This window comes from Filimonas lacunae, assembly GCF_002355595.1.
GTDB classification, from domain to species: Bacteria; Bacteroidota; Bacteroidia; order Chitinophagales; family Chitinophagaceae; genus Filimonas; species Filimonas lacunae.
This window is the reverse complement of sequence record NZ_AP017422.1, coordinates 792,239-817,578: the sequence shown is the minus strand read 5'-3', so window position 1 is coordinate 817,578 and position 25,340 is coordinate 792,239. Positions and strand designations below refer to the sequence as shown.

Sequence of the window (25,340 nt, the reverse complement as noted above, 5' to 3'; positions counted from 1 at the left end):
ATTAAAATGTTGCTTGTAAACCAAATACATAATTGGTGGCAGGTCTCAGGCTGGTGTAGCTACCAGTATTCAGATATTCCGGATCTAAGCCTTTTTTATTCGCAGTCCATATCAATCCCAGGTTTCTGGCATTAGCACTTACTGATAAAGACTTGAATATGCCTTTAGGCAGATACTGTACAGGTACGCTATAGGACAAAGAAATTTGCTGTAGCCTGATGTTATCTCCTTTTTCTACCAATACATCAGAGTTCTTATAGCGTAGCCAGCTATTGTAGGTCATATTACTCAAACCAGGCACATTCGTTGTAGCTTCATCACCTGGTTTTCTCCAACGGGTTGCCAGATCTGCGTTTCTATCTAACACGCCCGTAAACGGAATAAAGTTAGGATAGTTATCTACTGACTGTCTCAGGAATACATGCCCCATGTAGTAACTAATATGCACATCAAACGTAAACGATTTATAATGGAATGTGTTAAAGAAACCACCGTAGTAAGGGGCAATAGTTGTTCCTGCATATTTAACGTCCTTAATGGTAAAGGTATTGGTGTATTCAGTGCTGGAAACAATCTTACCATTGCCATCGTAAATCTGCGATTGCCCTTTGTTATCAAGCCCTGCCCATTTGTACACAAACAGGTTTCCTATGCTATATCCTACCAACGGAGTACCACCTGGCACCAGGTTAGAGCTATTGCTAGGGAATCTTGAATCGGTTACTTTATTGGTTCCATACGAGAAGTTAAAGGTAGAAGTCCAGCCCCAGTCCTTCTTGCGGAAAATATGTCCTGTAAGTCCAAATTCAAAACCATGACTTGACATGGTGGCTGTATTAAAAGTTACTGAAGACCAGCCATAAGTAGGGTTAAAAGGCAAACTATACATAATACCATATGACCGTTTGCTATATATATCTACTGTAGCAGTAAGCCTGTTATTAAAAAAGGAAGCACCCACTCCACCATTTAATGTTTTGGTGGTTTCCCAGCCTAATTGTTGGTTCGCCGGAGTTTGGATATTGCCAATCGGCTGTTGTGTGCGCGAATCAGTTCCACTAATGGAAATCAGTGGGATATTAGTACCTGCTAATGGTACACTACCCGATGTACCATAAGTAAGGCGCACATTTAAGTCGTTCAGGAATTTCACGTCCTGCATAAACGCTTCACGTGAAGCATTCCATCTTAAACCTGCCGACCAGAAAGGTTTTGCACGCTTTTGTCTATCAAGTCCCATCATGGTGTAATCATCAAACCGCATGCTACCCGTTGCTATATACTTTTCTTTATACAGGTAGGAGAAATTACCCAGGTAAGACAAATATCTCTTTTTCGATTCCGAATATGTTAACAGTGGATTGCTTAACTGACTGGTATATCCATCCATGGTATTGTAAGGAGCCAGTGGATTGATAGCCTGCGATGTTAAGGTTTCGCTATTAAAGCCATAGCGTTTATAGCCATCACCGGTAGAAAAGGTTTCACGAATTTCAGTGGCTGCTAATGCTACAACCTGATGATCGCCACTAATGCGCTTGTTCAGGTTAATTTGCGCCCGCATATTATAATCATACCCAGAACTAAGGTTAGTGGTTAATACTCCGCCATAAGGATAACCGTATACCAGTTTACCGGCTGTATTAACAGTTGTACCGTAGTTTACATTGTAACGTGTAACATAGCTGTTTAACTCATCCAACAATGTTTGTGTGGTATTGTATGACTGATACATACCATACACATCCATATTCAGCCAGTTATTAAACTTATAATTCAAATCCATGTTAATACGTACACGCGTATCCTTTCCTACAGTATTAGAATAGTTCAGTTGATCTATTGCATTATAAGTAAATGGCAAATATCCTTTGGCTACCAGTGGCGTAGTAATTTCAGAGCGAAACCTTGGGTCCCGTTTTATAGTGTTTCCACTCTCGTCCACCAGTAAATCGTAAGGTCTTAATGCGGTAGTACTTACGCTTAAAGCGTCCACTGCAGCAGTATTAGTTTTGCTAACCGCATACACATAGTTAAAACCCATTTTGAAGGTTAACTTCTGCTTAATAAGATTAGAAGTGATGTTACCAGTAATGGAAGCACTTTGTGCATCGTTGCTTCTAAACACCGGCCTGTCTCTTGTATAGTTTCCTGAAACATAATAAGTGCTGTTATCACTTCCTCCCGATGCAGATATATTGTATTGCTGATTTACTGCACTTTGTAGCAGATAGTCTTTGATCTGCTGCCTGCTATCGTAGCTGCTCAATTTAGCCAATGCCGCATCACGTTCAGCCTGGGTAATAGTACCACGTTTGTACTTAAATATCCACTCCGAAGCTTCGCTGTTATTGTATGTCCAGATACTTGGAGTACCGTTTGCCAGCGGATCAACAGCATATCCTTTATCTACTAACTCCTGCTCCAGATCAATATATTGAGCCGAAGTCATCCAACGTAACTTGTTGAGGTTAGCTGGTCTTGACACACCCACATTAGAAGAGAAGTTAATAGAAGCATTGCCCTTCTTACCTTTTTTGGTTTCGATTACAATTACTCCATTAGCCCCCCTTGAACCCCATATAGAAGTTGCAGATGCATCTTTTAATACTGTAATAGATTCAATGTCGTTAGGGTTTACATAGCTATATAATGCGTTATTAGCAACATTTCCACCCTGGCCTTTAATCAGGCTCTGCTGATCGCCTACGGGTACTTGCGGGAAACCATCGATTACAATTAAGGGTTCTGAACCAGAAGTGTAATTATTGGTAGTTCTAATCAACAGTTTATTGTTTTTGTTATCTACTTTTAAGCCAGGTGTTACACCTTCTAACCGGGCTATTAAACTAATAGTGGGTGTAGATGCCAATGCCGAATCACTTATCTTGCTGGCAGCGCCTGCAGCCCTGTCTTTGCTGATGGTTCCATAACCATAATTAAAATTACCAATGCTGACATCTTCCAGTGCAAAGATCTTTGCCTTGGTTACCAGGGTTATTTCGGTACGGCCTTTCAAGGGTACCTCTTTTGTTTCGATGTTTAATGAACTGATCACCAGTGTAGCTTCTGCTGTAACGTCTTTTAACTGAAACTCGCCACGCTCGTTGGTATAGGTTTGAATATGTGTGCCTTTTACGGTTACAATAGCGCCGGATATGGGGTTGCCGGCTTCATCTGTTACCTTTCCTTTAATAGCATCCGGTGGGGCCATAGCGCTGTTCAGGCTGGCACTCATGCCCTCAGCTGATTTCTGTTGTACCACAATGTACTTGTCAGAAACCTGGAAGGTGAATGGCTGGTCTTTAAAAATCTCTTTCAGTGCCTGTGGCAGCGGGGTAGATTTAAATAAAGCAGTTACTTTACCCGCTTGCTGCATTTGCACCTTAGAAAATACGAATGTGTAACCGGTTTGTTTCTCTACCTCCCGGAATACTTCGTTAAGGCCTGCATTGTTAAAGCTGGCCGTCATTGTTTGGCCAATGCTCCGTGCACCCACCTGCAAGGTGGCTACAAACAGAAGTACAAAAGTCATTTTTGCCATAAGCACAGTTTGTACAATAGATAGTTTTCTCCGTTCCGGACAAGACGGAACTTTGCCATGCGCAGTCAATTGCATAGTTTTGTTTTGAGGGTTAAACAATAAGCATTAGTGTCCTCGGCGGACTTAATAGGAACCTGTTGACCTCAATCTGAAATCGCTTCGGGTGGAGCCGGGGCGATTTTCTTTTATAAGGCCTGTATCTCTGTTACTTTTTCACAATAATGGTATTGCCCTCAATCTCAAAATGTACCAGTTTGGTCATCTCCAGCAGTTTCAACACTTCCGACACAGGAAGGTTGTCAGGCAATTTAGCAGTGAAGTCATAGGAAGGAGCATCTTTCTCAAAAACCACATTTACATTATACCAACGGCTTACTTGCCGCATTATACTTTTCAGATCCGTCTGGTCGAAATTAAACTTTCCATTTTTCCAGGCCAGGTTTTGATCAAGGTTGGCTGTGGCCACGGTAAAGTCGTTGGCCTGCTCACCCGGATGCAACAGCACACGATGCTGATTGTCGCGCACTTCCACGCTTCCCTCTACCAGTGTGGTGGTTATTACAGGCTCGTTGGTGTAGGCATTGATGTTGAAGCTGGTGCCTAACACGTTTATTTCTTTGTTACCCGCTTTTACTATAAAAGGCTTATTCTTATCTGTTTTTACTTCTACATACGCTTCCCCGGTAATTTCAATCTTTCTTTCCTTGCCTGCAAATGCAGAAGGAAAGGTTACTGAAGATGCGGCATTCAGCCAAACAGTGCTGCCATCGGGCAGCTGCATGCTGAATTTGCGTGCTGGTGGTGTAGATAAAGTATTATAAAAAACGGAGGAGGCAGTTGATTCGTTTCCCTGATATGTTATACTGCCCTCTCCTGTTTTTACCATAGGAATGCCGGCCATGCTGCCGTTGGCTATGGTATCGAGCAAAATAGTTTTGCCGTTACCCATTGCCAGTATGGCGCCATTGCGGCCCGGTTGTATATCGGATTTATAACGGGCTATGTTGGTTGCGGGGGCCGGCTGGCGGTTGAGCAAGGCTATTACTGCCGTTGCACTGATGCCTATGAAAGCCGCTGCTGCCCACCACCATTTGCGGCGTAACAAATGTACCCTGTGCACCACTGGTATGGCATCGCCTGATTTATTTTCCAGGATACGTAGTCTTCCTCTTTCCAGGCTGTCTATACGGTGTTGCGGTAACGCACCTTCCAACACTGGTGTAGCCATCTGCTGCTCCACCATAGCGGTAGCAGTTTGCTGGTTGGCAGGTGTTGTCATCCACGTGATCAGCATTTCTGCTTCTTCCGGAGAACAAGTACCTTTTTCCAGTTTTATCAATAAAGATGGTATATCAACAGCCTGATTCAAACTACACTTGTTTTATTCAAGACGTACGACAAAAATGTTCAGGGGGGTATAGGGAAGATTATTTTTTTATGATCACCCAGAAAAGCAGCACCAATGTCTTATCAATATTGGTTATCAGATAATTACGAACAGTTTGATTGGCTTTCACCAGGTATTCTTTCAACGTATGTACTGATATTCCCATCATTTCAGCTGCTTCTTTATAAGAATAGCCCTGGGTTTTACAAAGCAGATACGCTTTTTGCTGTTGTGGAGTAAGCTGTTCTATAGCCTGATGCAGCAATTGCTCGTTTTCGCGGATCTGTAAGGCTTCTTCTATATGTGAGTAATGTTCTACTGCCAGAGCAACAAAATGCGCTTCCATAGCCCTGTCAGATTTCAAACGGCGGAAAAAATCATACACCTTATTGGCCGACATACGATAAATATACCCTTCCAGGCTTTTATCAATCTGCAGGTTATCCCATCGCTGCCAAAGGCTGGTGAACACTTCCTGCGTTATTTCTTCTGCCGTATCAGCATCTTTTACCATTTTAAGCACATTCAGATAAATCTGAGGGCTGTATTGGCGATATACTTCTGTAAATGACTTGCCAGCCTCCTGTTGCACGCTACCATCCTGCTGTAAATCATGTATACTCATTCAGAAGCAGTTAAGCCTTTAGTTAAAAAGCTAAAATTAAGTAAATGAGGGGCATAAAAAAAGCGCTTCCGGATGGGAAGCGCTTTTTTAAAGCATTTTATAAGGACTATGCGAGTTTTTCAACCTGCATGTAGTTTAATTCTACTGGTGTGGAACGTCCGAAGATTTTTACTGTTACTTTCAGTTTCTTCTTCTCGTCGTTCACTTCTTCGATAACACCATTGAAGTCGTTAAACGGACCTTCAATGATTTTGATAGTTTCACCAACGATAAACGGTTCAGAAAGGGTAACACCCTGATCATTCATTTCGTCTACCTTACCCAGCATTTTGTTTACTTCAGCTTTACGCAGAGAGATAATGTTACCTTTGCTGCCTTTGCCATCAGTAAGAAAATGCATAACGTTGCTCACGTTACTGATATGCTGAATAATGTCGTCATTTAATTTACCATCGGTAACTTCCAGCATTACATAACCAGGGAAGTAGTTTTTTTCGCGCATTACTTTTTTACCGTTCTGCACTTTATAAACTTTTTCCATAGGCAGGAAAACCTGCTTCACAATATCGGTCCAACCGCTACGTGAAATATCTTTATCCAGGTACTCTTTAACCTTTCTCTCCTTACCGCTTACGACACGTAGCACGTACCATTTGCTTTCTGCTGCTTCTGTTTGTTGTGCTGTACCTTCCATGACGTATTAACCGTTACCTTTACTAATAAATAAATTATAGATCAGCTTTAGTAATTGGTTACCTGCGAAATCCATTGCCCAAACCATAGCGGTAATAAGAACGGTTGCAGATAAAACGATTACAGTAGACTGCTGTAACTGAGACCAAGTAGGCCAGGTTACTTTCTCTACCAGCTCCTGGTATGAGTCCCTGAAATAGTTAGAAACTTTATTCACTATTCCGCAATTTGAATTTGATTGAAATGCACGGGCCACAGGATTCGAACCCGTATCAAAGGTTTTGGAGACCTCTATTCTACCATTGAACTAGGCCCGTAAAAAAAGAACTTCAGTCTTTAGATACAAAGTACCCGGTTTAACCCGAGTACTTTGTAAAGATATAACATCTGTACTCACCATCAAAGGGAGTGCATGATTATTTGATTACTTCAGTAACCTGACCGGCACCTACAGTACGACCACCTTCACGGATAGCGAACTTCAGACCTTTTTCCATAGCGATTGGAGCGATCAGTTTAACTACTAAACCGATGTTATCACCAGGCATAACCATTTCAGTTCCTTCTGGCAGCATACACTCACCAGTTACATCTGTAGTACGGAAGTAGAACTGAGGACGGTATTTGTTAAAGAATGGAGTGTGACGGCCACCTTCTTCTTTGCTCAGTACGTATACTTCACATTTGAATTCAGTGTGCGGAGTGATAGTTTTTGGCTTACAGATAACCATACCACGACGGATTTGAGATTTTTCAATACCGCGTAACAGTAAACCTGCGTTATCACCAGCTTGACCTTCGTCCAATAATTTTTTGAACATTTCAACACCGGTAACAGTAGAGTTCAAAGGAGCTTCGATCAGACCTACGATCTCAACTGGCTCACCTACTTTAATGATACCGCGCTCGATACGACCGGTAGCAACTGTACCACGACCTGTGATAGAGAATACGTCTTCCACAGACATCAGGAACGGTTGGTCGATAGGACGAGGAGGCAGAGGAATATAAGAATCAACTGCAGCCATCAGTTCTTCAACAGCACCAGTCCACTGAGGATCACCAGCTAAGGCGCCTGTAGCAGAACCTTTGATGATTGGTGTGTTATCACCATCAAAACCGTATGAGCTTAATAATTCGCGAATTTCCATTTCAACCAGGTCCAACAGTTCAGCATCATCAACAAGGTCAACCTTGTTCATGAATACAACGATCTGAGGTACACCTACCTGACGAGCTAACAGGATGTGCTCTTTAGTTTGAGGCATAGGACCATCTGTAGCAGCCACAACAAGAATAGCACCGTCCATCTGAGCAGCACCAGTGATCATGTTCTTCACATAGTCAGCGTGACCTGGACAGTCTACGTGCGCATAGTGACGATTATCAGTCTGGTATTCTACGTGAGCGGTATTGATTGTGATACCTCTCTCTTTTTCTTCAGGAGCACCGTCGATTTCATCGTAGTTCTTTTTTTGTGCTAAACCTTTTTTAGCAAGAACGTCGGTGATAGCTGCGGTTAATGTGGTTTTACCGTGGTCTACGTGACCGATGGTACCAATGTTTACGTGAGGTTTCTCCCTCTTGAAGGTCTCTTTAGACATCTTATCGGTTTTTTTGTTGTGGTTTTACAATTTGTATTTTACGTAACTGGCCCTGCCTTACGGCAAAGCCTTCTTACTTCACAATGTTCTATATTCTTTCTGCACCATTACTATAAAAGCCGAGCCGTTGATGAGAATTGAACTCACGACCTCTTCCTTACCAAGGAAGTGCTCTACCACTGAGCCACAACGGCTTATATAAGAGCGGAAGACGAGGGTCGAACCCGCAACCTATAGCTTGGAAGGCTATCGCTCTACCAATTGAGCTACTTCCGCAATTAAAACGTTTGATACAGAAAGAACTTAACGCTCAAAAACCAGCCAATTTCTATACAGTAACTGACCAGCCTTGAAAGTGTGGTGGGCAGGAGAGGATTCGAACCTCTGAAGTCGAAAGACAGCGGATTTACAGTCCGCCCCATTTGGCCGCTCTGGAACCTGCCCGTAAAAAATTGGAGCCACTTGTCGGAATCGAACCAACGACCTACTGATTACAAATCAGTTGCTCTACCAGCTGAGCTAAAGTGGCCTATTTTTTTGCTTTTTAAGAACTGCCCCGTGTTTTTCGGGATTGCAAAGGTAAGAGAAGTTCTGATTTCACCAAATTTCTTCGAGAAAAATTTCAACTTTTTTTTTGAGTCCCTTCAAATATCTATTCTTCTGGCTATCAGGGTAGTTGCAAACTATTTTGCGAGGGATCTTTAGGAGAAAAACGAACGGTAACCGAGTCGTGCGGCACAACCCTTTCCCTGTCTACATCTGCGCTATCTTTAATAGTCGTGTGATTATCTAGGGTAAATATATAATTCACTCTTAATCTGCCATTTGCAAGCGCTTTTCGCTCCACAATGTGCGCTTTGGCCAATAAAGTATTTTTTTCAGAACATCCTGCCATTACCACCAGCAGCACTGCTGCCATCATCATCCACTTTTTCATACCTATCACTTTTTTTCGAGCCTATAAACAAAAAAGGGGCCGAAGCCCCTTCATTTAAACCGTTTGTTTGTCTTTTTTTCTTTTTATTTGGTTTACCAGAGAATCGAGGGCGCTATCGAAAGATTCTTCGAAAGACTTAGACGATGCCTTTACAAAAAATTTCTGCTTAGGCACATGAACCTGAATCTCTGCAATTTTGTCTTTAATCGTGTGTACTACATTGTCTAGCTTCAAAAAAACATCCACTTTGATAACCTTATCGTGAAAGGTGCCGATCTTTTGCAGTTTTTTACTTACATAGTCAATCAGCTTCATGTCTGCATCAAAGTGCACAGTTTGGATGTTTACGTTCATAGTAAATCACTTTTAAACGGTGAGAAAAATATTTAAAAGAACTAATCAGAGAGGTACTTTGAAGGTAGTACAACGGGATCAAATAATCAAGTTTTTGGGAGCATTTTCAGCCGTTTTTAACAACAGAATATATTCGTACTAGCCCCCTCCTTTCGGATGCGCTTTTTGGTACACTTCTTTCAGCTTTTCGATAGTGTTATGGGTGTATACCTGGGTAGCCGCCAGGCTGCTATGTCCTAGTAATTCTTTTACCGCATTTAAATCGGCCCCGTGGTTCATGAGATGGGTAGCAAAGGTGTGCCGTAACACATGAGGGCTCTTTTTCTCTATCGTGGTTACTTCTGTCAGGTATTTTTTCACCAATCTTCCAACCCTCCCCCTATTCACTTGCTTACCTGCATCATTCACAAACAGAAACTCTACCTCTGAAAGCGATTTTAAGCGCTTTTTAGCCATGTAATCCTGCAATTCCTTCATCAATCCTGCCGACACGGGGATAAGACGCTCTTTATTGCCCTTCCCTACTACTTTCAGCTGACTGTAATGCGCATCTACCTGGCGCTCTTTTAAATTCACCAGCTCGCTTACACGCATCCCGGTATTGTATAAAACAGCCATAATCAGCTTACCTACCTCTTTTTCCCATTCTGTCATTCCTTTTTCAATATCCACTTCCTCTTCTTCTACCCCTGTGGCGTCTTCTTTTGGGCTTCCGGGCTTTTTAAAAACAGCAGCCATATCTTTTTCTGCTACAAAAACAGGCAGCCGCTTGCTTATTTTGGGAGTGATGACAGTAGTGAGAGGAGACTGAGCTATAACGCCATTTATCATTTGCCGGCGAAAAAAGGAGCGCAGGGCCGATACTTTGCGATTGATGGTTTTAGCGGTACGCTTCTCTTCTTTCAGAGATGCCATCCAGCTACGGATAAGGCCGGCAGTAATCTGCGGAACATCGGGGCCGTCGAATTCGGCTGCGAGATAGGTAAAAAATTGCTCCAGGTCGTTTTGGTACGACAATATGGTATGTTGGGAATACCGCTTCTCAAAACGGAGATAGTTGAGAAATTCCTGGACGTAAGGTTCGTATAGTGCTAACATAAAAAGGTAGCTACAAAGTTACAACCTTATAGCTACCTTTAAATATGCTTGATTAAATCAATTAAGCTTCGATTTTGCCACTAGCTAAATTCTGCTTGTAGATTGCTTTCAGCACTTCGCCGCGACGTCTAACAGACGGCTTAGTAAAGCTTTGACGCTCTCTTAATTGCAACAGGACTTTGCTTTTCTCAAATTTCTTTTTGTACTTCTTGAGGGCTTTGTCGATGTTTTCGCAATCTTTTGAATCTATAATAAGCATTGTGGATACCTCCTTTTGTGAAAAAATTTTTGGAATGCAAATATAGAACAACTGTGGAAAATTCCAAATAAAAACTGAAGTTACTAACTTTGAAAAATGTTTACAGGAATAATAGAAGCCACAGGACAGGTAAAAGAAGTAATTAGCACAGGCACCAACAAAACATTCTGGATCACTTCTCCCCTTTCAGAGGAGTTTAAAATAGATCAGAGTGTAAGCCACGATGGCGTGTGTTTAACCGTAGAAGAGATAAAAGACGGAGCCCACCGGGTAACCGCCATTGAAGAAACGCTGAAAAAAACCAACCTGGCGGGCTGGATCACCGGCCAAAAAGTAAATATTGAGCGTTGTATGTTGATGAATGGCCGCTTAGATGGTCATATTGTACAAGGCCATGTAGACACTACAGCTGTTTGCATTGACAGGCAGGACCTGGATGGCAGCTGGGAATTCCGTTTTTCTTTCCCCGAAAAATTTGCCGCTCTGGTTATTGAAAAGGGATCTATTTCGGTAAACGGTACCAGCCTTACCATCTTTAACGTTACCCGTAACGAATTCACCGTAGCTATTATCCCCTATACTTACAACCACACCAGTATTTCGGAGGTACAACAAGGTACCCGGGTGAATATCGAATTTGATATTATCGGTAAATACATACAGCGCAGAGCTGGTTTATAGCCAGCTCTGCGAAAAGGAATATTCGTATTGAGTGGTATATCTGGAATTCCACACTTACCGCTCAATACCTCCTTCCATTAAATACGTTTTCCCTTCATAGCCACACTGATTGCTTCATCCATCAACCTTTCCGCATAAGGGCGGGACACCTCATTTAAAGCTTCTATTTTAGAATGGATAGCATCTTTATCATCTGTAGCCATTGCCTGTTGCAACGCTTCTATAGCTGTGGCTGTAGCTATTGTTTCTTCCGGAGTTAAAAAGCCCGCGTTTTTAGACAAAAAACTTCCTGTGGCTTCCAGCAATTGCTCTCCTTCCGTTCTGGCTTCTACCACGGCCCTTGTTGTTATATCCGACTGGGCGTTGGTAATGCTATCCAGCAACATACTTTCCACATCTGTGTCTGTAAGGCCGTATTGAGGTTTCACTTCAATAGTTTGCTCTACCCCACTGCGTAGTTCCTGTGCTTTTACCACCAGTATACCATCTGCATTAATTAAAAAGCTTACTTCTACTTTAGGCAAGCCGGCTGGCATGCCTGGTATGCCGGTTAAGTTAAATTCCGCCAGCTTACGATTGTCTTTTACCAGGTCACGTTCTCCCTGGAACACCGATATACGCATGCTACCCTGTCCATCTTTTTGTGTAGTATACTGGCGACCAACCTTAGTGGGTATTTTAGAATTACGGGGAATGAGCACATCCATTAATCCTCCCATGGTTTCTATGCCCAGGCTTAAGGGTGTAATATCCAGTAATAAAAATTCTTTATTATTTCCGGCAAGTATATCTGCCTGTATGGCTGCGCCCAGCGCCACTACCTCATCAGGATGAACACTATTATTTACTTGCTGCTGAAAAAAGGAGCTTACTGCTTGCTGTACTGCAGGCACACGGATGCTACCCCCTACCATTACCACCGATTCAATATCTGTAGTCTGCAACCCTGCATCACTTAAAGCATTTGCACAACAGGCAATGGTTTTATCTATCAGTTGTTGTGTTACCGCTTCAAAGGCTGTTTTGTTAATTGACAACTGAATATCGTTCCAGCTGGTTTCATAACTATCATTCACACTTAACTGCTTTTTAGCTTCTTCTGCTTTCATACGCAGCAATTGCGACAGAGACTTATTTTGTTGCAGCGTGCTCACCTCTATACTATATGTGTTGATCCAGTACTCAAGTATAGCCTGATCAAAATCATCACCCCCTAAGTAAGTATCCCCATTGGTGCTAAGCACTTCAAAAATGCCATTGGTTATTTTAAGTATAGAAATATCAAAGGTACCGCCGCCCAAATCGTATACAGCAATGGTCTTATCGGCTTCTTTATCCAGCCCCAGTCCATAGGCCAAACTAGCTGCGGTAGGTTCGTTTACAATGCGCAGCACATCCAGTCCTGCCAGCTTACCGGCATCGCGGGTGGCCTGGCGTTGTGCATCGTTAAAGTAAGCCGGCACAGTAATTACCGCTTTGCTTACCGGCGTTTTTAAAATATGCTCAGCCCTTGCCTTTAATTCTTTCAGTATGAAGGAGGATAATTCAATAGGAGAGTAAAATTTATCTCCCACCTGCACCCGAACCAGGCGGTCCGTATCGTCGTCAATTACTTTATAGGTGAAAAAGTCTGCATTATTCTTAATGTCGTTATAGCTTTTACCCATTAAACGCTTAGCGCTGAAAATCGTATTTTGCGGGTCAGATTCCAGGTACTGCCTGGCCTGCTCTCCTACTACCACATTGCCTACAGCATCAAAGTGTACTATGCTAGGCACCAGGCTACTGCTATCATGTTCGCGTAAGGCTACCGGCTTTTTAGTGTCAGGATGTATAATAGCTACCAGGCTATTAGTAGTTCCTAAGTCAATTCCCACAATCATCTCTGCCTGCTGCAAGCCACCGGTTGCTATATTAATTCCAATCTTAGCCATTTCTGCTGTTTGAAAAGCAAAGATAGGCGCGCAATACGGTTATTTAGTTTCTACCACTTCGGTGCTGCTGAGCACATCATGTAAGGGTTTTTCAAAGAAAGGAATAAACAGGAAATCAATAATAGTAAGGCGCACTATAGAACGCACCAGTATTTGCCAGAAAGCCGGCTTACCCCCGTTTTTGTTCACCACCACCGAGCTGGTAAACTTTTTACCAGGCGTACGGGCCGTAATACCTTCACAAACAATGTAAAACAAAAACCAGGCGATAAAAAAACACTGGGCAAAGGTTAAATAGTAGTCGTGATAAAAGCGATAACGGAACTCAAACCACTTATGACCGGCAAATGCTATCCAGAAGAATATAAACGTGTCTATCAGATAATTCAATATTCGTGTACCTATGCCTACCTTAATCATACCGCAAAGAAAACACTTTACGTTGTTTCCTGTTATTTTTGCTTCAAATTAAGTTGGAATGAACCTTATAGAAGAATTACGCTGGAGGGGTATGATTGCAGATATTATGCCCGGCACAGAAGAACAACTTTTAAAAGAAATGACTACAGGCTATGTGGGCTTTGACCCTACAGCCGATAGTTTGCATATAGGCAGCCTGGTTCCTATCCTGTTACTGGTTCATTTGCAAAAAGCTGGTCACCAGCCTATTGCACTGGTAGGTGGCGCTACCGGTATGATTGGCGATCCATCGGGCAAAAGTGCCGAACGTAACCTGCTGGACGAGGAATCTCTGGCTAAAAACGTAGCAGGTATTAAAGGTCAGCTGGAGAAGTTTCTGAATTTTGACCCCAGCCTGAAGAACAAGGCTATTATGGCCAATAACTACGACTGGTTTAAAACCATTTCTTTTATTGACTTTTTACGCGACACCGGCAAGCACATCACTGTTAACTATATGATGGCTAAGGACAGCGTTAAAAAACGTATTGAAGGCGAAACCGGTATCAGCTATACCGAGTTTGCTTACCAGCTGATGCAGGGATATGATTTTTACTGGCTGTATCAACAGAATAACTGTAAGCTGCAAATGGGTGGCAGCGACCAGTGGGGTAACATGACCACCGGTACAGAACTGGTACGCCGCAAAGCAGGTGGTGAAGCTTTTGTATTTACCTGTCCCCTGCTTACCAAGGCCGACGGCGGCAAGTTTGGTAAAAGCGAAGGCGGCAACATATGGCTGGACCCTGTGCGCACAACCCCTTATCAGTTTTACCAATTCTGGTTAAACTCCAGCGATGCAGATGCAGAAAAATGGATTAAGATCTTCACTTTCCTGGATCAACCCACTGTAGCCGACCTGGTACAACAACATCAGCAAAACGCGGCTGCCCGTATATTACAAAAAGCATTGGCGAAAGAAGTAACCGTATTGGTGCATGGCGAAGAAGAATACAACAAAGCCATTGAAACCACAGAAAAACTGTTTGCCAACCAAAGCGCCCCTGCTGAATCTTTATCAGTAGAAGACCTGGAAGGCATGGAGGGTGTAGAAAAGATCAACTTCGCTGCCGGCACACTACAGGCGGGCATTGATATAGTAACTTTCCTAGCCGATAGCACTATTTTCCCCAGCAAGGGCGAAGCACGTAAAATGATACAAGGCGGTGGCGTAAGCATCAACAGAAATAAAGTAGGCGATGTACAATTTCAGTTGAACAGTTCTCTATTGCTGCACAACAAATACCTGTTGGTACAAAAAGGCAAGAAGAATTACTACCTGGTTGCCTTCAGCTAAAAAAGACGGGAAAAAAGTGCAAAATATTTGGTGTGAATGAGTTAAACACTATATTTGCACTCCCAACAACGGAATGGATTATGGTGTAACGGTAGCACTACAGATTTTGGTTCTGTCTGTCTAGGTTCGAATCCTAGTAATCCAACAAAAAAGCGAGATCATTCCTCGCTTTTTTTGTGCCCCTACCACACTATATATTTTTTTTATTTTTCTCGATATCATTTGCAGGTAGTTTCTTTTTTACTCCTATATTTGCACCCCGAACAACGGATTGGATTATGGTGTAACGGTAGCACTACAGATTTTGGTTCTGTCTGTCTAGGTTCGAATCCTAGTAATCCAACAAAAAAGCGAGTAATAATTACTCGCTTTTTTTATGCTCTTATAATAAGAATCTAATAACCTAGCACCAATACCGCCAGCAAAGCCACAGCCGCAGGCAACGCCTGCTTTACCAAAATACCGCGCATAGTAGTAAGGCCACCGTATAAACCGGCGACTAATACACAAGACAAAAAGAAAGTAGCTATATGTTGCGCCCATTCCTGGTTAGTAATTAATAATGACCATACAAGGCCAGCGGCCAGAAAGCCATTGTATAAACCCTGGTTAGCAGCCAGCGATCGGGTTTTCTCGAATAAGTCAGGGGCCAGGCTTCTGAATACCTTACGTCCTTTGGTGGTCCAGGCAAACATTTCCAGCCATAAAATATACAGGTGTTCTATGGCAACCAATGCCACCAATATTTTAGCAATCATAATGCAGGTGTTTTTATGTTACTACTAATCTATGCCTAAATCGTCAGTAAATGATTTTTCAGGGGCTATTTCATAATATGCCACTCCTGTTTTATTTACCGTAAGGCCACCTATAGCTATATAAATTTCATAACGGCTGCTAATACGTTCCCGCTCAATCAGCTCCTCGTAGTTAGCCATACAAACAGCATCTGTAAAGGCTCCCCATGTCAATTTACCCCAATATCTTTCGCCTATGCAGGGAACAGATAGGATCAAATATTCCTGAAACGTATTCCACTGCTCTTTGTGATATAGATCAATACAGGATGACAATGTATCCGACATCACCCATTGGCCCATGCGTCCCGATTTGGCAAGCGCATGCATTATGCTTTCAAACACCTTATTCCTAAGCAGCGCCCTATCGTACGTCACCTGTAAATGTGTAGCCACCACATCTACCATGTTTTGTATCGTAAATATATTCTCAGATTCCCTGCCAGGGATCTGAATATTAAAATATCGCTCAACATCCATTAACAGCTCAGCGCTATCCAGCCCCATAGTTCATTTTTTTAATAAAGGAATGATGCCCCCCAAAAAAATACCCGTTACACAATATAACGGGTACATTCTTTTTATCCTATACAACGGCTGTAACTACAAAGAAGCATTCAGCCTGTTGATACATTCTTTTAACGAATTTTCCCAGGGCACTACCGGTACACCATATACATCCTGTATTTTTTTCAGATCCATTACAGAGTAAGATGGACGTGCTGCCGGTGTGGGATAGGCCGAGGATGGTATGGGATGTACCTGGCAGGATAAACCGGCGATATTGCGTATGCCTACGGCAAAATCGTACCAGGAAATAACACCACTATTACTATAGTGATAAATCCCCCCTTGCGTTAAGGTTTCACCTGAATGAGTAACGGTTATGATGTGCATGATAGCTGCTGCCAGATCGCGCGCATAGGTAGGGCACCCTACCTGGTCGCTTACCACATTTAACTCGGGACGTTGCCCCATTAAGCGCAGCATTGTTTTTACAAAGTTGTTACCATGCTCGCTATACACCCACGAGGTGCGTATGATAATGGAATTAGAACAAGCTTTTAATGCCAGCTGCTCGCCCTCCCACTTGGTTTGACCATAATAGTTGAGCGGGGCTGTAGGATCATCTGGCAGATAGGGACTGGTGCCTTTGCCATTAAACACATAATCTGTGCTTACATGTATTAATTGCGTACGATGCTGCTGGCAGTAAGTGGCAATAATACCTACCGCGTCTGCATTGATACTTGCAGCTGCTTCCCGCTCTGTTTCAGCTTTATCTACAGCAGTATATGCCGCACAGTTCACAAAATAAGCGGGTTGATATTGCTCAAAAGCTTTTAATACATCGTCTTTACTGGCGATGTTTAAAGTAGTTCTGTCAGTGAACACAAATGTAAACTGCGGAAAAGCAGTTTCCAGGCGGGCCAGTTCAAAGCCCAGCTGCCCGTTTCCACCAGTAACCAATATAGTCGGTTTCATAATTATAATATTATAAGCTCCAGTACATCCTGGACGGTATCCTGTTTTTATAAATACCTTTTACATCTGCAATTAAAGCATGCGGCTTAGTGATAGCAGCAAACCAGGCATCGTCATATGCTTTATATTCATCGTGCGCCACGGCGACAATAATGGCATCATAATGTCCTGCAGGCTTTTCTACCAGGCCAAAGCCATATTCGTGTTGTAGCTCATCCGAACTGGCGTTAGGATCGGCCACTTCTACCTGCAGGTAGTACGATTGTAAACCACGTACCACATCTGCCACTTTAGAGTTGCGCACATCCGATACATTCTCTTTAAAGGTAGCGCCCAGAATTAATACTCTGGCTTCTTTCACGTTACCGTTGTGCAACAGCACATGCTTTACTATCTTTTGTGCGATATAAGCCCCCATTCCGTCGTTGATGTAACGGCCGGCCAGAATTACTTTAGAACTATACCCTAGTTCAGCCGCTTTATACGTAAGGTAATAAGGATCAACACCTATGCAGTGTCCTCCTACCAAACCCGGGTAAAACTTTAAAAAATTCCATTTAGTGCCCGCAGCTTCCAGCACCTCAAAGGTACTAATGCCCATTTTATCAAAAATGATAGACAACTCATTCATCAACGCAATGTTTAAATCGCGCTGTGTGTTTTCTATCACTTTGGCAGCTTCCGCTACTTTAATAGCACTCACTTTGTGTACACCTGCTTTCACTATCAGTTCGTACACGCCGGCTATTTGCTCCAGCGCTTCGGCATCGCCTCCGGCTACTACTTTTATCACACTGGCAATGGTATGCACCTTATCTCCAGGGTTAATACGCTCGGGAGAATAACCGGTTTTAAAATCACTGTTACGGGTAAGACCACTCACCTGTTCTATTACAGGCAGACAATCTTCTTCGGTACAGCCGGGATACACAGTAGATTCATACACTACATAATCACCTTTTTTAATCACACTGCCTACGGTGGCCGATGCGGCCTTGATAGCAGTTAAATCGGGCACATTATGTTCATCTACCGGTGTAGGAACGGCTATAATAAAAAAGGCCGCCTCTCGCAGCACCTCTATAGAAGAGGTGAACACGATGTTGCGGCCTTCGAATGATGATTTATCTATTTCGCCACTGGGATCTACTCCCTGTTGTAGCTGCCGGATGCGATTTTCTTTTACATCAAATCCTATCACTTTCAGGTGCTTCGCCATTTCCAAAGCAACGGGAAGCCCTACATATCCCAGACCAATTACGGCCAGTGTCTTTTCTTTAGCAACCAGGGAAGCAAGCATGCTTATTATTTAGATTCAAATGTTTTGGGCTGTTTGTATAGCTCTTCCTGCGGCAGGTTTTTGAAGTACTCGTATGTTTTTTTCAAACCTTCTGCACGGCCTACTTTTGGCTCCCAACCCAGCAATTCCTGCGCCTTGGTAATATCCGGGCGACGCTGCTTAGGATCATCTACAGGCAAGGGCTTGTAGATAATTTTAACAGAAGAACCGGTGAGTTTCAACACCTCTTCTGCAAAGTCTTTCAACGAAATTTCGTTCGGGTTGCCAATATTTACCGGTTTTTCATAATCACTCATTAACAAGCGGTAAATACCTTCTACCAGGTCATCCACATAACAGAAGGAACGCGTTTGGCTACCATCGCCAAATACAGTTAAATCTTCGCCGCGTAACGCCTGTCCAATAAAGGCAGGTAAAGCACGACCATCATTCAATCGCATACGTGGGCCATACGTGTTGAATATGCGTATAATACGCGTTTGCACACCGTGAAAAGTATGGTAAGCCATAGTAATAGCTTCCATGTAACGCTTGGCTTCGTCGTATACTCCACGCGGACCAACCGGGTTAACATTACCCCAGTACTCTTCGTTTTGCGGATGCACCAACGGATCGCCATATATTTCACTCGTAGAAGCTACCAGCATTCTTGCGTTTTTAGCACGCGCCAGCCCCAGGCAATTGTGAGTTCCTAATGCACCTACCTTCAATGTTTGAATAGGAATTTTCAGGTAGTCGATAGGGCTGGCAGGTGAAGCGAAGTGCAGGATATAATCCAACTCGCCCGGCACATGTATAAACTTGCTTACATCGTGATGATAAAACTCGAAGTTAGACAATGGGAACAGGTGCTCGATATTACGCATGTCACCGGTTATAAGGTTATCCATGCCTATGACATGATAACCTTCATTGATAAAGCGGTCGCAAAGGTGCGATCCCAGAAAACCGGCTGCGCCGGTTATTAAAATTCTTTTGCCCATACAGGTAATAAATAATAGAGTTAAGGACGACCAATGCTTTCGTAATAAAATCCTAAACCACGTACATAATCAACATCAAACAGGTTACGCCCGTCGAATATGGTTTTACTTTTCAGCAGAGTTGCCAGTTTATCAAATACAGGAGTTCTGAATTCGTTCCACTCTGTAGCTATAATCAGCGCATCTGCATGATGGAGTGCAGAATACTGATCGTTGGAAAAAGCAATGCTATCTCCCAGTACCCGCTGCACATTTTTCATTGCCTCAGGATCGAATGCAGTAACGGTTGCACCCGCTGCTAATAAGGCGTCGATAATATATAAAGCCGGAGCTTCGCGAATATCATCGGTATTAGGTTTAAAGGCCAAACCCCATAAAGCAAAATGTTTGCCTTTCAGCGCGTCTTTATAATAAGTTTTAATCTTGCTTACCAGGTGAAGCTTCTGTAATTCGTTTACCTCTTCTACTGCATTCAGTATTTTAAAATCGTAGGCTACTTCTGTAGAAGATTTGATCAGCGCTTTTACGTCTTTAGGAAAACAGCTGCCACCATAACCAATACCTGGAAACAGGAAGCGTTTGCCAATACGATCATCTGTACCAATCCCTTTTCTTACCATGTCCACATCTGCACCCAGCTTTTCGCACAACTGTGCAATCTCGTTCATGAAAGAGATTTTAGTAGCCAGGAAGGAGTTAGCGGCATATTTGGTTAACTCGGCGCTTTTTTCATCCATAAAGATGATAGGGTTGCCCTGACGAACAAAAGGAGCATATAAATCGTTCATCAGTTTCTGCGCTCTTTCTGAGGTAGTCCCAATTACAACGCGGTCGGGCTTCATAAAGTCGTCAACAGCTACTCCTTCGCGTAAGAACTCGGGGTTACTTACCACGTCAAATTCGCCTGAATAGTTTTTGGCAATAGCTGCATGCACTTTTGCAGCGGTGCCTACGGGTACGGTACTTTTATCAATGATTACTTTGTAGTCTTTCAGTAATTTACCAATGCTGTCGGAAACCCCTAAAATGTAGCTAAGATCTGCACTACCATCTTCGCCGGGAGGGGTAGGCAATGCAAGGAATACTACTTCTGCATCTTCCAGGCCTGCCGCCAGATCGGTAGTAAACTGTAAACGCCCATCTTTCAGGTTGCGGGCAAACAGTTTTTCCAAACCTGGTTCGAAAATGGTGATTTCTCCGCTGGAAAGTTTTTCTACTTTCTTAGCGTCAATATCCACACAGGTTACAAAATTCCCTGTTTCTGCAAAACAGGTACCAGTTACCAAACCAACATAGCCAGTGCCAACTACGGTTAATTTCATTGATACGTTTTTTAATTGTTATTTATATATTCCAACACGGTTAAAGCAATGTATTCCAGTTGTTCCGTGTCCAGTTCGGTATGCATTGGCAGGGATATTACACGTTCGGTAAGCCAGTCAGTCACCGGCAAATCATACTCAGGCAAACCCAACGCATCAAACATCTTTTGCTTATGTCCCGGCACAGGATAATAAATCATAGAAGGAATTTGCTTCTCAGCCAGGTATTGGTTTAACCCATCCCTGCTTACCCCGTTTAACACCATGGTATATTGGTGAAACACGTGGTTGCTGTAACCGGCAATGGCAGGTGTGGTAATTTTAGGATTACCAGCAAAAGCCTTGCTGTAATAAGCAGCAGCATTATTCCTTCGCTGAATATAATTATCCAGCTCACGCAACTTAATATTCAATATGGCAGCCTGAATCGTATCTAAGCGGGAATTGCAGCCTACTACATCGTGATAGTAGCGCTTACTTTGTCCATGGTTAGCAACCATCTTCAATTGCACAGCCAGCTTGTCGTCGTTCGTAAATATAGCCCCTCCGTCACCATACGCCCCTAAATTTTTAGAGGGAAAGAAAGAAGTAGTGCCCACATGACCTATTGAGCCGGTTTTCTTTACGGTTCCATCACTAAAGCGGTAATCACAACCAATAGCCTGGGCATTATCTTCAATTACCGGCAGATTATGTTCTGCTGCAATTTGCATAATCGCTTCCATATTGGCGGCATGGCCGTATAAATGTACAGGAACAATTGCTTTTGTTTTAGGTGTAATAGCCTTGCGCAATGCTTCCGGATCTATACAAAATGTATCCTTCTCTACTTCCACAAACACGGGCTTCAACTGTAACAACGCCACCACTTCGGTAGTAGCTATAAAAGTAAAAGAAGGCGTAATTACCTCATCACCTGGCTGCAAACCCAATGCCATTAAAGCTATTTGCAGAGCATCGGTACCATTGGCACAGGGAATTACATGTTTCACCCCCAGATAAGCGCTTAAAGCATCAGATAAATCCTGCACAGGCTTTCCATTAATAAAAGCGCTGCTTTCCAGTACGCCAATCACTGCTGCATCTATTTCCTGCTTCAAATGCTGGTACTGTGTCTTTAAATCCACCATCTGGATGGCCTTCATAATCCTTTATTTTGAGTGCGGACAAAACTAATGTAAAAACGTATCAAAACCATACTGTTACAATGGCCCCCGGTGGGTGCTATTGTGTTTCCCGTTAGTCTACCGGAATATGGGGATTCCATACAATTTCCCAGTAATTTTCTTCCGTGTCCGCAATATAGCCCCGATATCCACCCCATGAAACAGTTTCAGGCATTTTTAATATGCGAACTCCTTTTTTTGTAAAAGCAGCAAACAGCGTATCTACCTGTTGCCTGTTTGCCATATTTACCGCCAATGTCACTTTACTTTTACCCATTACCATCCCCTCCTCGCCTATTTCCGCAGCCAATAGCTGCACCGGATAAAGGGCCAACACGCATCCATTCATAGCAAAAAACACCATTTCCGGTGTATCTTTCATAGGTGTCCACCCAAAAAGGTACATATAAAAGTGTTTCATCGCTTCCAGGTTTTTCACCCCTATTGTAATATAACTAATGGCCTGTGGTAACATGTTATAAATATACCCACCCACATTTTACCGGTTACATTTCCCATGCGCATTTTTACCCTTTCTTTGTAACAGAGAATCAATTATGAGTAAGCTGCTATACCGCTTTTTTATCAGTGTATATCCTTTTATGGCAAGGATACTGGGTGCATTTAACGCCAAAGCCCGCTTGTGGGTGAACGGGCGTAAAAACATATTCACTGCCTTACAACAGGCCCTGCAACCAAACACACAACCGGTTATATGGATGCATTGTGCTTCACTGGGCGAGTTTGAACAGGGCCGCCCAGTGCTGGAAGCTTTACGGCTACAACACCCCCACACCCGTATATTACTCACCTTTTTTTCGCCTTCGGGATATGAAGTGCAGAAACAATATAAAGGTGCAGATTGGATCTTTTACCTGCCAATGGATTCTGCACGCAATGCCCGTAATTTTTTCGACATCGTACAGCCTTCGCTGGTGCTGTTTGTAAAATACGAGTTCTGGCACTACTACCTGCAACAGGCCCGTAACCGTAACATTCCATTATTGTTAGTATCAGGCATTTTCCGCAGCAACCAGGCTTTTTTCAAAAGCTATGGTCAGTTTCACAGGCGAATGCTGGATTGCTTCACGCATTTTTTTGTACAAAACCAGGCGTCTGCAACTTTACTGCAAAGTGTAGGCTATAACAATATTACCATAGCAGGTGATACGCGGTTTGACAGGGTGCTGGAAATTGCCGGTAACTTTTCGCCACTGCCGGTTATTGAACAGTTTTGTAATGGCAAACCCGTTATTGTTGCCGGCAGCACCTGGAGTGAGGATGATGAAGAACTGGACCATTTTGCCAATACACACCCGGACATACGTTTTATTATAGCCCCCCACGATATAGGCGTGGAAAGGATAAAAGAATGTCAGCACTTATACAAGCAGGCTGTATTGTTCAGTGAGTGGGAAAAACAGCAGAATAGCAATGCCAATGTGCTGATTATAGATAATATAGGTATGCTAAGCCGGTTATATCACTATGCCACTATTTGTTATGTGGGTGGCGGCTTTGGTGGCGATGGCATTCATAATATACTGGAAGCGGCAGTGTATTACAAACCGGTAGTCTTTGGTCCTGTTTACGATAAATACTTTGAAGCAGTGGAAATGCTGGAGCAGGAAGGTGCTTTTAGTGTGCCGGATGCCTTGCACCTGGAAAAAGTATTTGACCAATTGTTGAGCAACGCAGCGTTGTATACCGCCGCTGCTGACCATGCCGGTAACTATGTAAGCAGTAAGGCAGGCGCCACTACAACCCTGGTCAATTATATTCAGGTAAACCGTCTTTTCACCAATTGATCAAAATGCGCAACAGCTTCGCTGTGCTCGTTCCAGCCTAGTTTTACTTTTAGCTCGCGTTGTATCCAGTACTGCGCTTCGGGTAGTATATTAAAGCCATTAATGGTTTTCAGACTGCGTTCATACATGGTTTCGTCACCCCTGAACAGTTCGTTGATAAACAGGTAGCGGTCGTTGATGCCTATAGCTTTTTTCAGGTCCCTGATAGGGCTTTCCTGTAACACGCTCCCCAGCTCTATTTTCTCTACCCGCAACCTTTCGTTCAGGCTTTCGCTTTTGGTAGCTGCCGTTATCCTGTCGTTAATATCGTAAATCACTGCTGTTGCAGTATCCTGCTGATGTATTAAAGTAGGCACATCATGTACAGGGTCAAACTGCCAGCCTTTGCTTTGCTGCACAGGAGCCGGTGGCACAGAAGGAATAGCAGGCTGTGGCGCAGGCGCTTCTTCTTCCATTACCGGGGTAACAGGCATAGGTGTAACTACGTGTTGCTGTACAGGCGCTACCTGTTGCATGGGAACAGCTTGTTGCATGGGAACCACCTGCTGTACAAACGCTGTTTGTTGCACAGGTGCTGTAGCTGCGGGCATTTGCACCGTAGTAGTATGCGTGTGTGTTGCCGGTGCAGGATTTGCCTGCTGCCATCCTGATGAAGACTGGTAATGCTGATAAGGCTGGTATGGCTGCTGTGGTTGAAATGGTGGCGAACTTACTGCCACGGTTTCGGCCACTACCGGTTGATGCGCCTGCAGTACAGGCTCCGGCGCGGGTTGTGCTACAGCGGGAATCACTACGGTCACTGTTTTTGACGCAGGCTGCGCAGCTGCCAGCTCACATTGCTGCAGCTCGGTAAGCAGCATCTGGGCCGTCATCATCATTTGCCCGGGCTGTGTTTGCAATTGGTATTGCTCCAGTAATTTATAAATCAATGTACCGACTCTTTCCATAGTATCTGTACTTTTGGGGGGCGTGAGAAAAATGGAATAGTTATTTAAAGTTACTAAGGTTTTTCCTTCAAATACAATTATTTACAAATGTTTATTGAACCTAACATTACAGGTGAACGCAGAGGGTGGATAGAGGTGATATGCGGATCTATGTTTAGTGGAAAAACGGAAGAACTGATCAGACGCCTGAAACGGGTTAAAATTGCGAACCTGAAAGTAGAGATTTTTAAACCTGCTATAGATGTGCGCTACCACGAAATGCAGGTGGTAAGCCACGACTCCAATGCTATATTGTCTACTCCTATTGAAAACTCCCAAACCATTCTGCTGCTGGCCCAGGATGTAGATGTGGTAGGTATTGACGAAGCCCAGTTCTTTGACGAAGAAATTATTCATGTTTGTGAAACTTTAGCTGTGAGGGGCGTTCGGGTGATAGTAGCAGGCCTGGATATGGATTTCTTAGGTAAACCTTTTGGGCCTATGCCGCAATTGCTTGCTATTGCGGACTACATAACCAAACTACATGCCATTTGTGTAAAATGTGGCAACATTGCCAATATCTCGCACCGCAAAACCACGCAGGGCAGCCAGGTGTTGCTGGGCGAAAAAGATGTGTACGAGCCTTTGTGCCGGCACTGTTATCACCTATAACCCTACCTT

Annotated in this window: 25 protein-coding genes and 7 tRNA genes; 6 read left to right on the top strand and 26 right to left on the bottom strand. The window is 43.3% G+C overall.

Translation table 11 applies throughout. The annotated features are described in order from the left end of the window. Nucleotide 1: 1 nt before the first annotated feature. The 15 genes from FLA_RS03390 to rpsU form a co-directional block, all read right to left on the bottom strand. Nucleotides 2-3,544, bottom strand: coding sequence for a SusC/RagA family TonB-linked outer membrane protein (locus FLA_RS03390; RefSeq protein WP_159445179.1), 3,543 nt, complete (start codon nt 3,542-3,544; stop codon nt 2-4). A 205-nt stretch (nt 3,545-3,749) separates the two neighbouring features. Continuing rightward, complete coding sequence (locus FLA_RS03385; protein ID WP_076381961.1) at nt 3,750-4,913, bottom strand: FecR family protein; 1,164 nt, start codon at nt 4,911-4,913, stop codon at nt 3,750-3,752. Between the two features lie 58 nt (nt 4,914-4,971). Further along, nucleotides 4,972-5,556 carry an RNA polymerase sigma factor gene (locus FLA_RS03380; protein ID WP_076381962.1) on the bottom strand — a complete coding sequence of 195 codons (585 nt, stop codon included), beginning with the start codon at nt 5,554-5,556 and terminating at the stop codon, nt 4,972-4,974. Nucleotides 5,557-5,662: 106 nt separating this feature from the next. Continuing rightward, entirely contained in the window at nt 5,663-6,250 is a 588-nt protein-coding gene (gene nusG / locus FLA_RS03375; RefSeq protein WP_076381963.1) for a transcription termination/antitermination protein NusG, read from the bottom strand. Nucleotides 6,251-6,256: 6 nt separating this feature from the next. Beyond that, nucleotides 6,257-6,466, bottom strand: a complete 210-nt coding sequence (secE, locus tag FLA_RS03370; RefSeq protein ID WP_076381964.1) for a preprotein translocase subunit SecE — start codon at nt 6,464-6,466, stop codon at nt 6,257-6,259. Nucleotides 6,467-6,495: 29 nt separating this feature from the next. Continuing rightward, nucleotides 6,496-6,566: transfer RNA gene (locus tag FLA_RS03365), tRNA-Trp, on the bottom strand. Between the two features lie 99 nt (nt 6,567-6,665). Continuing rightward, nucleotides 6,666-7,853, bottom strand: coding sequence for an elongation factor Tu (gene tuf, locus FLA_RS03360; protein WP_076381965.1), 1,188 nt, complete (start codon nt 7,851-7,853; stop codon nt 6,666-6,668). Between the two features lie 122 nt (nt 7,854-7,975). Continuing rightward, nucleotides 7,976-8,047, bottom strand: a tRNA-Thr gene (locus tag FLA_RS03355). 9 nt (nt 8,048-8,056) lie between these two features. Further along, nucleotides 8,057-8,129 (bottom strand) — tRNA-Gly (locus tag FLA_RS03350). An 82-nt stretch (nt 8,130-8,211) separates the two neighbouring features. After that, a tRNA-Tyr gene (locus tag FLA_RS03345) sits at nt 8,212-8,297 on the bottom strand. Between the two features lie 9 nt (nt 8,298-8,306). Further along, nucleotides 8,307-8,382 (bottom strand) — tRNA-Thr (locus FLA_RS03340). 138 nt (nt 8,383-8,520) lie between these two features. Then, on the bottom strand, nt 8,521-8,790 hold the full coding sequence (locus FLA_RS03335) for a hypothetical protein (protein WP_076381966.1): 270 nt from the start codon (nt 8,788-8,790) through the stop codon (nt 8,521-8,523). A 54-nt stretch (nt 8,791-8,844) separates the two neighbouring features. After that, a complete protein-coding gene (locus FLA_RS03330; RefSeq protein WP_076381967.1) occupies nt 8,845-9,144 on the bottom strand; it encodes an HPF/RaiA family ribosome-associated protein in 300 nt (99 codons plus the stop codon). Between the two features lie 138 nt (nt 9,145-9,282). After that, complete coding sequence (locus FLA_RS03325; RefSeq protein WP_076381968.1) at nt 9,283-10,242, bottom strand: tyrosine-type recombinase/integrase; 960 nt, start codon at nt 10,240-10,242, stop codon at nt 9,283-9,285. A 61-nt stretch (nt 10,243-10,303) separates the two neighbouring features. Next, nucleotides 10,304-10,501, bottom strand: coding sequence for a 30S ribosomal protein S21 (rpsU, locus tag FLA_RS03320; protein ID WP_076381969.1), 198 nt, complete (start codon nt 10,499-10,501; stop codon nt 10,304-10,306). A gap of 96 nt (nt 10,502-10,597) precedes the next feature. On the opposite strand from rpsU, the gene FLA_RS03315 reads away from it, so the two are divergent. Next, on the top strand, nt 10,598-11,182 hold the full coding sequence (locus FLA_RS03315) for a riboflavin synthase (protein WP_076381970.1): 585 nt from the start codon (nt 10,598-10,600) through the stop codon (nt 11,180-11,182). Nucleotides 11,183-11,259: 77 nt separating this feature from the next. Here FLA_RS03315 and hscA read toward each other — a convergent pair whose 3' ends face one another. Further along, nucleotides 11,260-13,116, bottom strand: a complete 1,857-nt coding sequence (hscA, locus tag FLA_RS03310) for a Fe-S protein assembly chaperone HscA (protein WP_076381971.1) — start codon at nt 13,114-13,116, stop codon at nt 11,260-11,262. A gap of 39 nt (nt 13,117-13,155) precedes the next feature. Further along, entirely contained in the window at nt 13,156-13,536 is a 381-nt protein-coding gene (locus FLA_RS03305) for an RDD family protein (RefSeq protein WP_076381972.1), read from the bottom strand. Nucleotides 13,537-13,594: 58 nt separating this feature from the next. On the opposite strand from FLA_RS03305, the gene tyrS reads away from it, so the two are divergent. From tyrS to FLA_RS03290, 3 genes are all read left to right on the top strand, one after another. Beyond that, the gene (gene tyrS / locus FLA_RS03300; RefSeq protein ID WP_076381973.1) at nt 13,595-14,872 is read left to right on the top strand and encodes a tyrosine--tRNA ligase; all 1,278 of its coding nucleotides are present in this window, start codon (nt 13,595-13,597) and stop codon (nt 14,870-14,872) included. Nucleotides 14,873-14,946: 74 nt separating this feature from the next. Continuing rightward, nucleotides 14,947-15,017 (top strand) — tRNA-Gln (locus tag FLA_RS03295). Between the two features lie 127 nt (nt 15,018-15,144). Then, nucleotides 15,145-15,215 (top strand) — tRNA-Gln (locus FLA_RS03290). Nucleotides 15,216-15,267: 52 nt separating this feature from the next. On the opposite strand, the gene FLA_RS03285 is transcribed toward FLA_RS03290, so the two are convergent. From FLA_RS03285 to FLA_RS03250, 8 genes are all read right to left on the bottom strand, one after another. Beyond that, complete coding sequence (locus FLA_RS03285) at nt 15,268-15,630, bottom strand: DUF1304 domain-containing protein (protein WP_076381974.1); 363 nt, start codon at nt 15,628-15,630, stop codon at nt 15,268-15,270. 24 nt (nt 15,631-15,654) lie between these two features. After that, the gene (locus FLA_RS03280) at nt 15,655-16,176 is read right to left on the bottom strand and encodes an acyl carrier protein (protein WP_076381975.1); all 522 of its coding nucleotides are present in this window, start codon (nt 16,174-16,176) and stop codon (nt 15,655-15,657) included. Nucleotides 16,177-16,272: 96 nt separating this feature from the next. Further along, complete coding sequence (gene rfbD, locus FLA_RS03275; RefSeq protein WP_076381976.1) at nt 16,273-17,154, bottom strand: dTDP-4-dehydrorhamnose reductase; 882 nt, start codon at nt 17,152-17,154, stop codon at nt 16,273-16,275. A gap of 10 nt (nt 17,155-17,164) precedes the next feature. After that, complete coding sequence (locus FLA_RS03270) at nt 17,165-18,454, bottom strand: nucleotide sugar dehydrogenase (RefSeq protein ID WP_076381977.1); 1,290 nt, start codon at nt 18,452-18,454, stop codon at nt 17,165-17,167. A gap of 5 nt (nt 18,455-18,459) precedes the next feature. Further along, nucleotides 18,460-19,437: a UDP-glucuronic acid decarboxylase family protein gene (locus FLA_RS03265; protein ID WP_076381978.1), complete on the bottom strand. Its 978-nt coding sequence runs from the start codon at nt 19,435-19,437 to the stop codon at nt 18,460-18,462. A gap of 20 nt (nt 19,438-19,457) precedes the next feature. Further along, entirely contained in the window at nt 19,458-20,759 is a 1,302-nt protein-coding gene (locus FLA_RS03260; RefSeq protein WP_076381979.1) for a UDP-glucose dehydrogenase family protein, read from the bottom strand. Between the two features lie 11 nt (nt 20,760-20,770). Beyond that, nucleotides 20,771-21,904 (bottom strand): DegT/DnrJ/EryC1/StrS family aminotransferase, encoded by a 1,134-nt coding sequence (locus tag FLA_RS03255; protein ID WP_076381980.1) that lies wholly within the window; start codon nt 21,902-21,904, stop codon nt 20,771-20,773. A gap of 94 nt (nt 21,905-21,998) precedes the next feature. Beyond that, on the bottom strand, nt 21,999-22,421 hold the full coding sequence (locus FLA_RS03250; protein ID WP_144264158.1) for a VOC family protein: 423 nt from the start codon (nt 22,419-22,421) through the stop codon (nt 21,999-22,001). Nucleotides 22,422-22,482: 61 nt separating this feature from the next. Between FLA_RS03250 and FLA_RS03245 the strand changes: the two genes are divergently transcribed. Beyond that, complete coding sequence (locus FLA_RS03245) at nt 22,483-23,733, top strand: 3-deoxy-D-manno-octulosonic acid transferase (protein WP_076381982.1); 1,251 nt, start codon at nt 22,483-22,485, stop codon at nt 23,731-23,733. Here FLA_RS03245 and FLA_RS03240 read toward each other — a convergent pair. Continuing rightward, a complete protein-coding gene (locus tag FLA_RS03240; protein WP_096510699.1) occupies nt 23,706-24,680 on the bottom strand; it encodes a hypothetical protein in 975 nt (324 codons plus the stop codon). The two genes, FLA_RS03245 and FLA_RS03240, sit on opposite strands and share 28 nt — an antisense overlap. An 87-nt stretch (nt 24,681-24,767) precedes the next feature. Between FLA_RS03240 and FLA_RS03235 the strand changes: the two genes are divergently transcribed. Beyond that, a complete protein-coding gene (locus FLA_RS03235) occupies nt 24,768-25,331 on the top strand; it encodes a thymidine kinase (protein WP_076381984.1) in 564 nt (187 codons plus the stop codon). Nucleotides 25,332-25,340 lie beyond the last annotated feature (9 nt).

Coding starts and splice junctions, on each gene's coding strand:
- rfbD (WP_076381976.1), bottom strand. CDS start 17,154: ATGAAACCGACTATATTGGTTACTGGTGGAAACGGGCAGCTGGGCTTT.
- tyrS (WP_076381973.1), top strand. CDS start 13,595: ATGAACCTTATAGAAGAATTACGCTGGAGGGGTATGATTGCAGATATT.
- FLA_RS03390 (WP_159445179.1), bottom strand. CDS start 3,544: ATGGCAAAAATGACTTTTGTACTTCTGTTTGTAGCCACCTTGCAGGTG.
- FLA_RS03325 (WP_076381968.1), bottom strand. CDS start 10,242: ATGTTAGCACTATACGAACCTTACGTCCAGGAATTTCTCAACTATCTC.
- FLA_RS03265 (WP_076381978.1), bottom strand. CDS start 19,437: ATGGGCAAAAGAATTTTAATAACCGGCGCAGCCGGTTTTCTGGGATCG.
- hscA (WP_076381971.1), bottom strand. CDS start 13,116: ATGGCTAAGATTGGAATTAATATAGCAACCGGTGGCTTGCAGCAGGCA.
- FLA_RS03240 (WP_096510699.1), bottom strand. CDS start 24,680: ATGGAAAGAGTCGGTACATTGATTTATAAATTACTGGAGCAATACCAA.
- rpsU (WP_076381969.1), bottom strand. CDS start 10,501: ATGCTTATTATAGATTCAAAAGATTGCGAAAACATCGACAAAGCCCTC.
- FLA_RS03270 (WP_076381977.1), bottom strand. CDS start 18,454: ATGCTTGCTTCCCTGGTTGCTAAAGAAAAGACACTGGCCGTAATTGGT.
- FLA_RS03315 (WP_076381970.1), top strand. CDS start 10,598: ATGTTTACAGGAATAATAGAAGCCACAGGACAGGTAAAAGAAGTAATT.
- FLA_RS03280 (WP_076381975.1), bottom strand. CDS start 16,176: ATGGGGCTGGATAGCGCTGAGCTGTTAATGGATGTTGAGCGATATTTT.
- FLA_RS03330 (WP_076381967.1), bottom strand. CDS start 9,144: ATGAACGTAAACATCCAAACTGTGCACTTTGATGCAGACATGAAGCTG.
- FLA_RS03305 (WP_076381972.1), bottom strand. CDS start 13,536: ATGATTAAGGTAGGCATAGGTACACGAATATTGAATTATCTGATAGAC.
- FLA_RS03380 (WP_076381962.1), bottom strand. CDS start 5,556: ATGAGTATACATGATTTACAGCAGGATGGTAGCGTGCAACAGGAGGCT.
- tuf (WP_076381965.1), bottom strand. CDS start 7,853: ATGTCTAAAGAGACCTTCAAGAGGGAGAAACCTCACGTAAACATTGGT.
- FLA_RS03335 (WP_076381966.1), bottom strand. CDS start 8,790: ATGAAAAAGTGGATGATGATGGCAGCAGTGCTGCTGGTGGTAATGGCA.
- FLA_RS03260 (WP_076381979.1), bottom strand. CDS start 20,759: ATGAAATTAACCGTAGTTGGCACTGGCTATGTTGGTTTGGTAACTGGT.
- FLA_RS03285 (WP_076381974.1), bottom strand. CDS start 15,630: ATGATTGCTAAAATATTGGTGGCATTGGTTGCCATAGAACACCTGTAT.
- FLA_RS03235 (WP_076381984.1), top strand. CDS start 24,768: ATGTTTATTGAACCTAACATTACAGGTGAACGCAGAGGGTGGATAGAG.
- nusG (WP_076381963.1), bottom strand. CDS start 6,250: ATGGAAGGTACAGCACAACAAACAGAAGCAGCAGAAAGCAAATGGTAC.
- FLA_RS03255 (WP_076381980.1), bottom strand. CDS start 21,904: ATGAAGGCCATCCAGATGGTGGATTTAAAGACACAGTACCAGCATTTG.
- FLA_RS03245 (WP_076381982.1), top strand. CDS start 22,483: ATGAGTAAGCTGCTATACCGCTTTTTTATCAGTGTATATCCTTTTATG.